The organism is Bdellovibrio sp., assembly GCF_036384735.1.
In the GTDB taxonomy this organism is placed as follows: Bacteria; Bdellovibrionota; Bdellovibrionia; order Bdellovibrionales; family Bdellovibrionaceae; genus Bdellovibrio.
Map to the genome: position 1 here is coordinate 11,778 of NZ_DASVLT010000021.1, position 12,584 is coordinate 24,361.

Annotated in this window: 13 protein-coding genes; 6 read left to right on the plus strand and 7 right to left on the minus strand. The window is 45.3% G+C overall.

The genetic code is table 11. The features are described 5' to 3' along the window. Window positions 1–58 precede the first annotated feature (58 nt). The 3 genes from VF412_RS06435 (at window position 59) to VF412_RS06445 (ending at window position 3,572) form a co-directional block, all read left to right on the plus strand. Entirely contained in the window at window positions 59–691 is a 633-nt protein-coding gene (locus tag VF412_RS06435; RefSeq protein WP_331338396.1) for a hypothetical protein, read from the plus strand. Window positions 692–702: 11 nt separating this feature from the next. Beyond that, the gene (locus VF412_RS06440; protein WP_331338397.1) at window positions 703–981 is read left to right on the plus strand and encodes a heavy-metal-associated domain-containing protein; all 279 of its coding nucleotides are present in this window, start codon (window positions 703–705) and stop codon (window positions 979–981) included. Between the two features lie 518 nt (window positions 982–1,499). Beyond that, complete coding sequence (locus tag VF412_RS06445) at window positions 1,500–3,572, plus strand: sodium-translocating pyrophosphatase (protein ID WP_331338398.1); 2,073 nt, start codon at window positions 1,500–1,502, stop codon at window positions 3,570–3,572. 113 nt (window positions 3,573–3,685) lie between these two features. Here VF412_RS06445 and VF412_RS06450 read toward each other — a convergent pair whose 3' ends face one another. After that, window positions 3,686–4,042, minus strand: coding sequence for a hypothetical protein (locus VF412_RS06450; RefSeq protein ID WP_331338399.1), 357 nt, complete (start codon window positions 4,040–4,042; stop codon window positions 3,686–3,688). Window positions 4,043–4,184: 142 nt separating this feature from the next. On the opposite strand from VF412_RS06450, the gene VF412_RS06455 reads away from it, so the two are divergent. Together VF412_RS06455 and VF412_RS06460 are read left to right on the plus strand one after the other, a co-directional pair. Further along, the gene (locus tag VF412_RS06455) at window positions 4,185–4,772 is read left to right on the plus strand and encodes an exopolysaccharide biosynthesis protein (RefSeq protein WP_331338400.1); all 588 of its coding nucleotides are present in this window, start codon (window positions 4,185–4,187) and stop codon (window positions 4,770–4,772) included. 70 nt (window positions 4,773–4,842) lie between these two features. Continuing rightward, window positions 4,843–5,229, plus strand: a complete 387-nt coding sequence (locus VF412_RS06460) for a cysteine rich repeat-containing protein (RefSeq protein WP_331338401.1) — start codon at window positions 4,843–4,845, stop codon at window positions 5,227–5,229. On the opposite strand, the gene tsaA is transcribed toward VF412_RS06460, so the two are convergent. The 4 genes from tsaA to VF412_RS06480 are packed head-to-tail and all read right to left on the minus strand — an operon-like array spanning window position 5,230 to window position 9,685. After that, window positions 5,230–5,994, minus strand: coding sequence for a tRNA (N6-threonylcarbamoyladenosine(37)-N6)-methyltransferase TrmO (gene tsaA / locus VF412_RS06465; protein ID WP_331338402.1), 765 nt, complete (start codon window positions 5,992–5,994; stop codon window positions 5,230–5,232). Next, window positions 5,976–6,764, minus strand: coding sequence for an RNA methyltransferase (locus tag VF412_RS06470; RefSeq protein WP_331338403.1), 789 nt, complete (start codon window positions 6,762–6,764; stop codon window positions 5,976–5,978). The genes tsaA and VF412_RS06470 overlap by 19 nt, the downstream gene beginning before the upstream one ends. Then, window positions 6,764–8,833, minus strand: coding sequence for a methionine--tRNA ligase (gene metG / locus VF412_RS06475; protein ID WP_331338404.1), 2,070 nt, complete (start codon window positions 8,831–8,833; stop codon window positions 6,764–6,766). Before metG ends, VF412_RS06470 begins: the two co-directional genes overlap by 1 nt. Window positions 8,834–8,836: 3 nt before the next feature. Next, a complete protein-coding gene (locus VF412_RS06480) occupies window positions 8,837–9,685 on the minus strand; it encodes a carbonic anhydrase (protein ID WP_331338405.1) in 849 nt (282 codons plus the stop codon). 133 nt (window positions 9,686–9,818) lie between these two features. Between VF412_RS06480 and VF412_RS06485 the strand changes: the two genes are divergently transcribed. Further along, window positions 9,819–10,793, plus strand: a complete 975-nt coding sequence (locus VF412_RS06485) for an aminotransferase class IV (RefSeq protein ID WP_331338406.1) — start codon at window positions 9,819–9,821, stop codon at window positions 10,791–10,793. Window positions 10,794–10,826: 33 nt separating this feature from the next. On the opposite strand, the gene VF412_RS06490 is transcribed toward VF412_RS06485, so the two are convergent. Then, window positions 10,827–11,870 carry a rod shape-determining protein gene (locus VF412_RS06490; protein ID WP_331338407.1) on the minus strand — a complete coding sequence of 348 codons (1,044 nt, stop codon included), beginning with the start codon at window positions 11,868–11,870 and terminating at the stop codon, window positions 10,827–10,829. Between the two features lies 1 nt (window position 11,871). Next, a complete protein-coding gene (locus VF412_RS06495; protein WP_331338408.1) occupies window positions 11,872–12,486 on the minus strand; it encodes a hypothetical protein in 615 nt (204 codons plus the stop codon). Window positions 12,487–12,584 lie beyond the last annotated feature (98 nt).

Sequence of the window (12,584 nt, forward strand, 5' to 3'; positions counted from 1 at the left end):
CAAAGAGTATGTGCCCATCCTAATAGCCTATGAAAGAACACACAAGAGAGATTTGAAAATGAAAATACAAATGATCGGTCTTCTGATCTTAGCAGCCTTTCATAGTACTGAGGTCTTCGCACATCCAGTTTCCTATCAGGGAGCGACGTCCGTGATGTCTTACAATAAGGACCAAGAGAATGAATTGTTAGTCACATATTCAATTAAGTCTTATCTTGCCGTGGCCCTTGAGTACTACAAAGTTGAGAAAGTAACTTACACGGTTCCGCGCTTGGACTTTTTGTTGAAGCGTTGGAATAGCGAGGACTCTCAGGCTAATATTTATCTCAGCGGAGGATACGGGGCCGAGCGATCTTATGAGGAACAAGTCGGTGTCGGATTTGCTTCGGCCGAGGCCGACTGGGAGTCGCGAAAATACTATACCTCCTTGCAATACAATCGCTTCTTTAGAAAAGACACCCCGAGCGTGGGGCGCGTCGACTTTGAAGATACAAAGTTGAGAGCGGGTGTGGCTCCTTATCTCGCGGACTTTAATGAAATCAACACGTGGTTGATTCTTGAAGCGGAAAAGATGAATGACAAATCTGTTCAACTCACTCAATTTGTCCGCCTATTCTATAAGAATGTATTAATAGAAGTAGGGGCGGGTTTTGATGGGGGCTGGGCTTTTAATTATATGGTGCACTTTTAATAGGAGAATTTATGAAAGCATTTTTATTAGCGGCTTTGATTCTAACATCCTCCGTGAGTTTCGCTGCAGAGTCTGAAACGGTGAATGTCAAAGGCATGGTTTGTTCTTTCTGTGCTCAAGGCATCACTAAAAAATTTAAAGAGCAACCTGAAGTCGCAGAAGTTGAGGTCAGCCTCGAAAAGAAATTTGTGAAACTGACTTATGCTGAAGGAAAAAAACTTTCCCATGAAAAAATTGAATCCTTGTTGAAAGAGTCAGGCTATGAAGTCAGCTTTAACGCCCAAAAATAGTTTCTTCACCTTTCTGACTTTATTCAGTTCGGCGAGCACTTTGATTTGCTGTGCTCTGCCGGCTTTATTTGTCAGTTTAGGGATGGGAGCTGTGCTTGCAGGTTTAGCCACTAAAATTCCAGGGCTTATTTGGATTTCTGAACACAAGCCACAGGTTTTTATTTTTGCGGCAGTCATGCTGGCTGGAAATGGACTGTGGCTGTGGAGGAATCGAAATGCTCCTTGTCCATTGGACCCTGAACTTAGAAATGCCTGTTTAATGGGCAGAAAAATTTCCGTCCGAGTGTATCTCTTATCAGTGATCATCTTCCTGATCGGATTTTTCTTCGCTTTCGTCGCGTCATCTCTCTATTAATAGAGTCCATCAATCCGTCGACGCAACCCATCGCAAAAAGGTACGGCGTACCTTCAAGGGGCGTTGACTGGATGCAGTGTTTTGAATTATCCCTAAGTCTTCGTAATTATAACAGAACTACTCTGGTGACCCCAGAGGCAGACAGCAACTATGGAGAGCAAAAATGTTTAGTGAATCTTTGCTGATTTCTCCCGCTATTGCAGGGGCAGTTGGTTTGGTCGTTGCTTTGTTCTTGTACCTTCGTGTGAAGGCACAACCAACAGGCAATGAGACAATGAATCGCATCGCGACTTACGTTCGCGAGGGCGCAATGGCTTTCCTTGTACGTGAGTACAAGGTTCTTTTCGTTTACGCAATTGTCGTAGGCGCAGCTCTTTGGTTCGCCTTGGGCGGAATCGCAGCGGGATCATTCATCCTTGGTGCGTTCTTGTCTTTGCTTGCGGGCTTCTTCGGTATGAAAGCCGCAACTTATGCGAACGTTCGTACTTCTCAAGCAGCTTCTACAGGTTCAAAAGCAGCAGCGTTGCTAGTTGCTCTTGATGGTGGCGCGGTGATGGGTCTTTCTGTTGCGGGTCTTGGTTTGATCGGTCTTGGTGTCATTTATATGATGTTCAAAGATCAAACTGAAGTTGTTGGTACTATTCTTCACTCTTTCGCTGTAGGTGCTTCATCTATCGCTCTTTTTGCACGTATCGGTGGCGGTATCTATACTAAAGCTGCTGACGTTGGTGCAGACATCGCTGGTAAAGTGATCGAGAATATTCCAGAGGACGATCCACGCAACCCTGGCGTTATCGCAGATAACGTGGGTGATAACGTTGGTGACGTTGCTGGTATGGGCGCTGACATTTACGAATCAATGGTTGCAGCGATTGTTTCTGCCATGGCGATTGCTTTGACAATCCCAGCAGAAAAATTGACGAACTTGATGGAAAATGCTTCTGACGCTAATGCAACTCGCATGGCGGGTATCACTCTTCCTTTGTTGCTTTCAACTTTGGGTCTTGTGATTTCTATCATCGTCATCTTTGCAGCTCGCGCATTCAAAAACGGCAAGCCTGCAACTGTATTGCGTAATGCTTTGATCTTCCCTCCGATCATTTTGACAATCGCGGCTTACGTTGTGTTGCCAATGTTCGGTATCAGCCAAGCAGTGACTGTGGCTTTGGCAGCGGGTGCGTTTGGTGGTGCTTTGATCGGTTTGATCACTGAGTACTACACAGCAGCTCGTCCTATCAGATTGGTTGCTGAAGCAGCTTTAACTGGTGCGGGTACTGGTGTGATCCGTGGTTTGGCAGTAGGTATGGAATCTACAGCGATCCCAATGTTGATCGTTGTTATCGCCGCTTACGTCGCAGACCGCGCTTTGGGTCTCTACGGTATCGCGATCTCTGCAGTAGGTATGTTGGCTGGTACAGCAGTTGTTATGACTGTTGATGCTTACGGTCCCATCGCGGATAACGCTGGTGGTATCTCTGAGATGTCAGGTCTTGGTAAAAACGTTCGCGACATCACTGACGAGTTGGATGCAGTTGGTAACACAACAGCAGCTATCGGTAAGGGTTTCGCGATCGGTTCTGCGATCTTGACAGTGTTGGCGCTTTTCTCTGCGTTCAACATGGAAGTAAACCACGTTCGTCTTAAAGCTGGCTTGCAAGCTATGTCTTTGGATCTAACTTCTTCTGGCGTTTTGATCGGTATCTTGATCGGTGCAATTCTTCCGTTCCTAGTTGGTTCAACAACTATGACTGCGGTTGGTAAAGCGGCTCAAAAAATCGTGGTAGAAATCGCTCGTCAATTCAAAGAAATCCCAGGTCTTCGTGAAGGTAAGGCTGAGCCTCAACCTGCGAAAATCGTAGACATCGCAACTCAAGCGGCTCTATGGGAAATGATCTTGCCAGGTATGATCGCTATCCTTGCTCCAGTAGCAGTGGGCTTCATCTTGGGTCCTCAAGCTCTTGCAGGTCTTCTTGCGGGTGGTTTGGCTGTTGGCGCGACATTGTCTTTGTACATGGCAAACGCTGGTGGCGCTTGGGATAACGCTAAGAAATTCATCGAAAAAGGTGGATTGCCAGGTCATCCAAAAGGTTCTGACGCTCACAAAGCGGCCGTTGTTGGTGACACTGTCGGTGACCCGTTCAAAGATACTTCAGGTCCTGGTATCGCGATCTTGATCAAAGTTATGTCTGTCGTTTCTTTGTTGATCGCTCAGTTGATCGCTACTATCGGCGGTTAGTTCTGAAGACACTCCGGTTCGCCGGAGTCTACAGATTTGAAATAAAAAAAGGCTTCCATTGGGAGGCCTTTTTTATTTGTAAACAACGAAAATATCTTAAACTTCGACGCAAATTATTCAGCAGGAACGATTTCTTTAAAATCACCTTTGGCTTTTTCAGCGGCTTTTTCTTTTTCCAATTTCTCTTTCACCTTGGCTGCAACTTCATCGGCTAACTCATCTGGTGGAGTAGGGACCCCCCACATCTGGCGACATGATTTGATGGCATCACCGGATTGTCCGCCTTGTTGAACCTTCGTAACAGTGCAGTCAACGACATCGCCAGAGCTTTCGTTACAGATTTTTTCCGCATCAGTAGAAGAGATCGACATGGAACGCGCTCGCACTGTCGACAGACATTGGCTTTTCGATTGGATTTGCGCCAAAGAAAAGCTTGGCGCTAAAAGAAGCAAGATGCAGATCGTTTTCATAAATCCCCCGAGAAACTTCCTTTAGTTTAACATGATTCAAAGGGGGCCTGTCCACGTTCGGTCTTGATTTGAGACACCTAAGCCTTTCGAACTAGCTTTTAGTTATGCCATAATGAAGCTCACAGGATACAGGAGGGCAATTTTGAGCAGTCCATTTATCGAAGCCATGGAAGTGCTGCACACCGAGGCCCAAAAAGGGGACCTCACTCTAAGACGCATCGTGGACCTTCTTGGAGAAGAAGCTCACATCATTTTAATTCTTCTTTTTTCCCTGCCTTATATGTTGCCGGTAAGTATTCCTGGGCTTTCGACTCCGGCGGGACTTTTAATATCTTTGCTGGCAATTATGCTTTTTCTGAAGCGACCGACGTGGATTCCCAAACGCTATGAGAATATTGCCATTGGGGCCCGGACAGTTTCAAAAATTTCGACGTTGGCAGAGCGAATGTGGATAAAGATTTCCGGGGTTGTAAAGGAGCGTTGGCTTACTCTGCATGATAATTCTTTTTTTCGCAGTTTGAATTTAATCGTCTTTGTTCTGAACGCGATTCTTTTAGCGCTGCCCTTGCCAATTCCGTTCACCAATACTTTGCCGGGAATTGCCATTGTTCTATGTGCCCTAGGACATTTAGAGCACGACGGAGTTTTCATTTTCTTAAGCTATATTTGGACCATCGTTGTGTGTGCGTTCTTTTCGGCACTTGCGATGGGCGCGGTTCGTTTCTTCTAACAGGGCCCGACCTCAAGCTCTTTGTCAGCTTTAGTTTTTACATCTATTCTTTGTTTATTAGGAGGTCCCAATGACAAAATGGATTTTGATGACTGTTGTGGCGTGTTTTGGTTTTGCTTATCAAGCCCAAGCTCAAGGTGGCATGGGAAATGGCCCCTGCGCGAAAGATATGCAGACTTTGTGTGGTACTGCGGGCACTGATAAAGGTGCCATGATGAAGTGTATGATGGAAAATAAGGACAAGCTTTCTCCAGAGTGCAAAGCCCGACATGAACAAATGAAAGCGGCTATGAAAGAAGTGAAAGATGCCTGCCACGAAGACTATGAAAAGTTCTGCAGTGAAGTGAAGCCAGGAGGCGGCAGAATTATGAAATGCATGAAAGAACATGAGCAGGAACTAAATCAAAACTGTAGAGATGAAATCAATAAAGCAAAACAAAAAAGACATCGCGGTTAATTAACCACGTTGTTTGAAAAGGCGGTGAAGACTCTTATCCGAATAGGGGTCTTCACTATTCACTAGGTCTTGTTCCGAATAGCCAGAGAAAATATTTTCCACGACAACCTTTGTATCCGTCACATAAAAGAACGCACGCCATGTGCGATAAGCTATCACAAAGCCGTCATCTATTTCTTTGACACGTTTCTTTTTAGAGTTCGTCGGTTCGTACTCCAGTTGATGAATCAAGAATGCACGCAATTGATCTAGACCATTTTTTTCGAGCCAATTCAACTGTTGCGAAACCGTATCCGAAAAAATAATCTGATGTTTTACTGCGGACTTAAGCCATTCAGGTTCACTATCAAAAGCATCCGAGTAAGCGACATAAGGTTTAATGTCGATAATCGGTGAGCCATCAAGAATATCAGCACCTTCAACTGTGATTTTAAGTTTATCGATGGATTTTACTTTCACACAGCTTATCCCCACAGGATTAGGACGGTAAGGGGAGCGGGTCGCAAATACCCCCACCTTCGCGTCAGTTCCACGCGGAGGAAGCACCATCGGATTCCAATGTTGATTGTGATGGAATAAAAATAAAATCCAAATGCGTTCACAACCTTCAAGTCCAATAAGAGCTTGTTCAAAATTGTGACCTGGGGAAAGTTCAATCACACCTTCCGAGTGATGACTGTCAGGTTGTCGGCCTGCCTCATAGGGATGCACCTGAGGACTTCTAAAATAACCAATGGGAGTAAACTCTATTTTTTCGCTCGCCATTGTCTCATCCATTCAAATCCTGCCACAGCCGCCGTCACACCGACGTTTAAAGAGTTCTTTCTTCCGCGCAAGGGAACGATACGAACTTCATCAATCAATTTCAAAATCTCAGGATCAAGGCCGAATCGCTCGTTACCTAAAATAAATGCTGTGGGCTCATCAGAAAAATCCTCGTAAAGGTCTTCAGCACTAGCCGCGGTTTCAAGAGCGATCAGACGGTAGCCTTCTTCTTTCAGCGATTCAAGGCACTCAAAAAGTTTTCCGCCCTCAGCCCAATCCATATACTCTTGTGTACCCATGGCGGTCTTTTCAACCTTACCTTGCGTCGGCAGGGGAGTATAACCACAAAGCAGAACCTTCTCTGCGCCGAGACATTCTGCAGTTCGAAAAATAGAACCCACGTTAAAGGCAGAGCGAATATTATCCAATACAAAAATCAAAGGCAGTTTTTCAGCCGGTCCTACATCTTTGTCGTTTTCTACGATCAAGAAATCATCATCTTGCAGAATCTTATGAAGCAAACGCTCAAAAGGAATCGCAAAAGCCACGAAGTGCTTCATCGTCATGGTAGGAATTAAGTGCTTTTCAATAGAGGCCAGGCGAGAGACATCACCATCTTCTGAAGTTGCCAAGGCCGCGATGGAGTTCTTCAAAACAGAAAGCTTGCTCGTATCAAAAGAAAAATCCACTGCGTTTGAGGCAGTGGATTTTTCAAGATCTAAAAAAAGCCTGTGAATGTCTTCAAGGGATTTTTTATCTTGCGGAGTCATTACTTCACACGTTGGCCGACTTGAGCGCCTTCATCAGCAGAAAGAACAAACAGATCGCTGCCGCCATTTCCTGCTGCTAGGATCATACCCTCAGACATACCGAATTTCATCTTACGTGGCTTCAAGTTGACACAAACTAAAACTTTACGACCGACAAGTTGCTCAGGCTTATAGGCAGCCTTTATGCCAGAGATGATCTGACGGATCTGACCACCACCGATATCTACTTTCAACCGAAGAAGCTTGTCAGCTTCTTTGATTTCTTCAGCTTCAACAACCAAACCAATACGCAAATCCACTTTTTCAAAATCAGTGAATTCGATTTCAGCAGGCGTGCCGCCAGTATCCGCTTTCGCAGGCGCTGGAGGTGCCGCAGATTTGGCTGCCGGAGCCGTCGAAGAAGCTTTCTTCGCAGCTTGAATCTCTTCATTGATTTTACGGCCTTCTTCAACCATGGCTTTCACTTTGTCGCCCTCTACACGAGTTGCCAAGTGTTCATAATCGTTGATAGGACGATTTGAAAGCACCGTGTGAATGTCAGACCATTGATAGTCTTTTTCACCCAACAATTGAGCCACTTTCGCAGTGTAATGCGGAAGAACTGGTTTTAAGTAAATCGCCAAGATACGGAAGATATTCAAAGTCGTCGTGATAACTTGCTTCGTTCCAACAGGATCTGCTTCCAATGTTTTCCATGGAGCTTTCTCGTCAAAATATTTATTCGCCTCATCCGCCAAAGAACGAATTTCTGTCGTTGCCTTCGCAAAATCACGAGCTTCAAAGTGCGCAGCAATCACTTCGCCTTTGTCTTGAGCAAGCTTGATAAGCTTTGCACCTTCAGTATCAGGTGTGCTCATCATGCCATCCATTTTCTTTTTCAACATTTGGCCGCCACGAGAACCCAAGTTCGTGATCTTGCCTACAAGGTCCGAGTTCACGCGGTTCACGAAATCTTCCAAGTTCAAATCGATATCATCGACAGAACTATTTAATTTAGTGGCGTAGTAATAGCGCAAATGTTCAGGATTCAAATGATTCAAGTAAGTGCGAGCTGCGATGAATGTCCCTTTTGATTTAGACATTTTCTCGCCATTCACCATCAAGTGTCCGTGAACGAAAACTTGATTTGGTGAACGAAGCTCAGCTGCCTTCAAGAACGCAGGCCAGAAAATCGTGTGGAAGCGAGCAATGTCCTTACCGATGAAGTGATAGATTTCACGGCTAGGGTCTTGCCAGATGTCTTGCAAAGATTTGCCTTGAGCTTTCGCCCATTGCTCTGTGGAAGACATATAACCCATTGGAGCATCCACCCACACATAGAAGAACTTTTTATTGTTCGTTCCAGGAATAGGGAAGCCAAAGTAAGGTTCATCACGAGAGATATCCAAGTCATGAAGATCTTCGTTGAACCACTCGAGCATTTTTTTAGAAATCTCTGGGGAAGAATGTTTCGGAATCCACTCTTCCAGATATTTTTTGAAATCATTCAGTTTAAAGAAAATACTTTCGCTATCTTTCAATACCGGCGTCGTTCCACATAAAGAACAATGAACGTCCTTCATGTCACTCGGAGAATAAGTGGAACCACACACGTCGCAAGAATCGCCGTACTGTTCTTTCGCGCCACACTTAGGGCACGTGCCTTTAACAAAACGATCCGGCAAGAACATCTTGTCATGATCGCAGTAAAGTTGCTTGATGGCCTGAGAGCGAGTGTGACCGCCCTCAACCATTTTTTTATAGAAGTATTCACACAGAGCTTTGTTCTCTGGCGAGTTCGTAGAACCGTAGTGAGAAAACTGAACTTGGAAATCCGCAAAGTCAGCCGTGTGCTCTTTATAACTTTGCGCGATCAATTGTTCAGGAGTGATTCCCAATTCACGAGCTTTCACCATGATTGGCGTGCCATGAGTGTCATCTGCACAGATGTACACGCACTCGTTACCGCGCATGTTTTGAAAGCGTGCCCAGAAGTCAGCTTGCAGATATTCAACCAAATGCCCAAGATGGATATAACCATTGGCATAGGGAAGGGCACATGTGATTAGGATCTTTCTCTTTTGGGACATAGTTTACTTAAACTCCACATTTCCAGATTCTAGATGATACATTCCTCTGACAATCTTTACCTCACCAGAGGTCACAGCGTCACGCAGGATTTCCGAGCGAAGAAGCAGATCTTTTGCGATGCCGTCAACGTTAGACCATGACTCTTCAATCATAGCAGGAGAAGGCTTAATTCCTTTATACTTTAAAAGGCGAGGTTTCAAATCGTTCACCACCGCGCCAAACGAAGGGCTGCCCACGTCTGCGCCATCCATCGCTTGCAAAGTGGCTTTGACAGCGCCGCTATTTTCTTGACCCATAACGACAATCAGATTCACACCTAAATTCGCCACTGCGTATTCAATACTACCGATCACATTTTCACTCAAAGAAGGACCTGCTGTGCGAACTGTATATAGTTCACCTAGTTTTTGGTCGAAGATCACCTCTGGAGGAGCCGAAGAATCACTTGAGGAAAGCACAACCGAGTGAGGTGTTTGTCCCGCAGCAACACGCAAGCGATCTTTCGCCAATGCGCCATCTTTACGGAAGAAGCCCTTTACGAAGCGAGTGTTTCCATTGCGAAGCCAGCCATAAGCTTTCTCTGCCGGAACAGGACCTGCTTCGCGGACCGGTTTGCCATGTGTTTCCTTAATGTGTTGGGCTGCTTCTGCCACAGCATTTTTAACTTCTTGCGCTTGAGCTTGGCCTTCAGTTTTGGCAACTGGGGCGCCTTCTTTAGCAGCCGGTACAGTAGTTGGAGTCATTTGAACCGAAGCCTCTTTCGGAGCTTCCGTATTGCTACGACGTTTCGAGAAATAAGAACAAGCAGAAAGATTCACGAGTGCCAGAATAAGTGCGACACGAATAACCATTTACATCCTCCCTGATGTGACTTTCTTATTGTCTGGATTTCCATCGCATCCGGTCAAATTAAAAAGCAAAAAAACTTTTCTGCCGTCAGAGGGAAATCTAAGATATTTTAGTCTCTTCCCGAGGGAGCTTATCATGTCGATTCCAGTTTTAACGCCCGAACAAGTTCAAAAAAAACTTCTGGAGAAATCCTATCAAGCCCAAGAAAGCTATTACGCGATGTACAGCACTTGGTGGGGAGGCATTATTCAAAATCCCTCGCTGATGATGGTGCCCATCGATGACCACATCGTCCACCGTGGCGATGGAGTCTTCGAAGCTATTAAAGTCATCGAAGGAAAAGTGTTCCTTCTGGACGAGCACTTAGCTAGGCTTGCTCAATCGGCGGAGCTTATTGGTCTGCCATTGCCAATGAACATTCAAGAAATGCGTAAAACCATTCTTGAAACCATGGCGGCAACCCAAAAACAAGAAGCGATCCTTCGTCTGTACATTTCCCGTGGTCCAGGTGGATTTACGACAAATCCTTATGAATCTGTGTCCTCACAAATGTACTTGGTGGTCACAAGTTTTAAACCCGTGGCCGAAGAGAAATACCAAAAAGGCGTCAGTATCGGAAGAAGTGCGGTCCCTCCTAAAGACCCGTGGTTTGCACGGATTAAAAGCTGCAATTATCTGCAAAACGTTTTAATGAAAAAAGAAAGCGTTGATCGCAAGCTCGACTTCACCGTAGGTTTTGACTCCAACGGAAATTTGACAGAATCAAGCACTGAAAACATTGTGATTCTGGATCATGACGGAAATTTGGTAAGACCCAAGCTTGTTCAAATCCTCAGAGGCACAACAATGATCCGCGCCTTTGATCTTTCGGAAAAATTAAAGACCCAAGGATTGATTAAGTCGATTCAAGAGCGTGACATTCACGAAGACGATATCCGTAATGCCAAGGAAGTGATGATGATCGGCACAACATTAGATGTTTTACCAGTATCATCATTCGAGGGAGCGAAAATCGGAGAGGGTCATCAAGGCCCTGTCGCCAAAGAAATGTTAAAGCTTCTTCGTGCAGATATTAAAAACGGCCCCAAGGCCACGGCAGTTTACGCATAAAAAAAAGGCTGCTCATCGAGCAGCCTTTTTAATTTAAACTTCAAGTTGAATTTTATCTAGCAAATCTGGATCGCTAAGAACCGCTTCGCCACCTTTGGCAATGGCGATCAGTGGGTTCTCGGCGACACGAACTGGTAAGCGCACTTCGTTTTGAATACGCAAATCAAAATCGCGAATCAAAGCGCCACCGCCAGCTAAAACAACGCCGCTCTCGATAATATCCGAAACAAGTTCTGGAGGAGTGTGTTCTAAAGCTTTGTGAATCGCATTGATGACTTCTTGAATGCCGCTATTCATCGCAAGACCCACATCTTCGGAGCTTACTTCGATGGATTTGTTCATGCCGGTTTCAGCATCACGGCCTTGAATTGTAGCGACGCGGATGTCTTTTTTAGGAACCGCCGTGCCGATAGAAACTTTCAAATACTCTGCCGTGGCATCGTTGATGATGAACTTTTTGTAGCGCTTGAAATAATCGATGATCGCGTCGTCAATTTTGTGACCACCGACGCGAACCGCTTGGCAATAAACAATGTCGGCAAGAGCGATAACGGCCACTTCCGTGGTGCCACCGCCCATGTCAATGATCATGCAGCCTTCGGGTGCTTTCACGTTCAAGCCTGAACCAATGGCCGCCGCCATGGGTTCATCGATCAAGAACACTTCTTTTGCTCCGGCCGCTTTACAAGATTCAATCACGGCTTTCTTTTCAACTTCAGTCACGCCGTAAGGTAAAGACACGACAACGCGCGGACGAGAGAACGCAGATTTCACGCCTGGTTGAGATAAAAAGTGTTTCAACATCACTTCTGTTGTTTCGAAGTCTGCGATCACACCATCGCGAATTGGTTTTTGCGCGAAGATGTTGCCTGGGTTGTTTGCGAGTTTTTCTTTCGCATCAGTGCCAACGGCGATAACGCGTTTTTTTCCTGGGCTTGTTTGTTGGTAAGCGATCAATGAAGGTTCATTCAAAATAATGCCTTTGCCGCGGGCTGCGATCAAAGTGTTCGCAGTTCCTAAATCCACGTAAAGGTCAGCAGCCGTTCCAGCTTCGTCTTTAAAGAGCCAAGAAAACATATTATTTACCGAATCCTTTTGCGCTATCGAAAGGGAAAGTGGCGAAAACAGAAAGGTAAGTCCAAGACTTGTTTAAGTCCAAACCGACTTCACCACCCAAAGTGACGTCCTTCCATTCATGATAATGGAACTCGGAGCCCACTGTCAGGTTTGTCGCAACAAAATTGTCGTCTTTCGTGTTTACGAAGGTAAATGGAACCGCAAGATACGGAACAGACATGCCGTAATCTGTGTCAAATTTCTTGCTGACCATTGGAGCTACTTGAAGTTGCAGAATATTCTGGTCTTCATCGCGCGCGACACCAGCACCCACACGTAGACCCATTGCCGGTTGTTTATCAACATCTGGGAACGGCATCCACTTAACACTCGCAAAGGCATTGAAATCAACACTGCCACCACCCAAAAGAAGGCGAGCACTTGTTGAATCATTTAAAGGAGCATCAAAGAACAGATCTAAGTTTCCGCCAGGATTTTTATCGGTCAAAAGCTGTGGCTCAACGCCCACTTGATAAGTGTTGGCTGGAAGAATCTCTCCGGATTCAGCAATACTCATAAATGCATGAGCATTTGAACCTACAAGAAGACCTAAAACTAAATATTTAGCAAATTTCATGAAGTAAAACCTTTCGGGCCTTGAACCTATCTACACTTCGACTCTGTCGGAGCAAACCGCTTCAAATCATTTTCAGCGGCCCATTCAAAAATGTTAGC

What these genes read in the sequence shown, in the direction of transcription:
- VF412_RS06435 (WP_331338396.1), top strand. Translation starts at nt 59, where the DNA reads ATGAAAATACAAATGATCGGTCTTCTGATCTTAGCAGCCTTTCATAGT.
- VF412_RS06440 (WP_331338397.1), top strand. Translation starts at nt 703, where the DNA reads ATGAAAGCATTTTTATTAGCGGCTTTGATTCTAACATCCTCCGTGAGT.
- VF412_RS06445 (WP_331338398.1), top strand. Translation starts at nt 1,500, where the DNA reads ATGTTTAGTGAATCTTTGCTGATTTCTCCCGCTATTGCAGGGGCAGTT.
- VF412_RS06450 (WP_331338399.1), bottom strand. Translation starts at nt 4,042, where the DNA reads ATGAAAACGATCTGCATCTTGCTTCTTTTAGCGCCAAGCTTTTCTTTG.
- VF412_RS06460 (WP_331338401.1), top strand. Translation starts at nt 4,843, where the DNA reads ATGACAAAATGGATTTTGATGACTGTTGTGGCGTGTTTTGGTTTTGCT.
- tsaA (WP_331338402.1), bottom strand. Translation starts at nt 5,994, where the DNA reads ATGGCGAGCGAAAAAATAGAGTTTACTCCCATTGGTTATTTTAGAAGT.
- VF412_RS06470 (WP_331338403.1), bottom strand. Translation starts at nt 6,764, where the DNA reads ATGACTCCGCAAGATAAAAAATCCCTTGAAGACATTCACAGGCTTTTT.
- metG (WP_331338404.1), bottom strand. Translation starts at nt 8,833, where the DNA reads ATGTCCCAAAAGAGAAAGATCCTAATCACATGTGCCCTTCCCTATGCC.
- VF412_RS06480 (WP_331338405.1), bottom strand. Translation starts at nt 9,685, where the DNA reads ATGGTTATTCGTGTCGCACTTATTCTGGCACTCGTGAATCTTTCTGCT.
- VF412_RS06485 (WP_331338406.1), top strand. Translation starts at nt 9,819, where the DNA reads ATGTCGATTCCAGTTTTAACGCCCGAACAAGTTCAAAAAAAACTTCTG.
- VF412_RS06490 (WP_331338407.1), bottom strand. Translation starts at nt 11,870, where the DNA reads ATGTTTTCTTGGCTCTTTAAAGACGAAGCTGGAACGGCTGCTGACCTT.
- VF412_RS06495 (WP_331338408.1), bottom strand. Translation starts at nt 12,486, where the DNA reads ATGAAATTTGCTAAATATTTAGTTTTAGGTCTTCTTGTAGGTTCAAAT.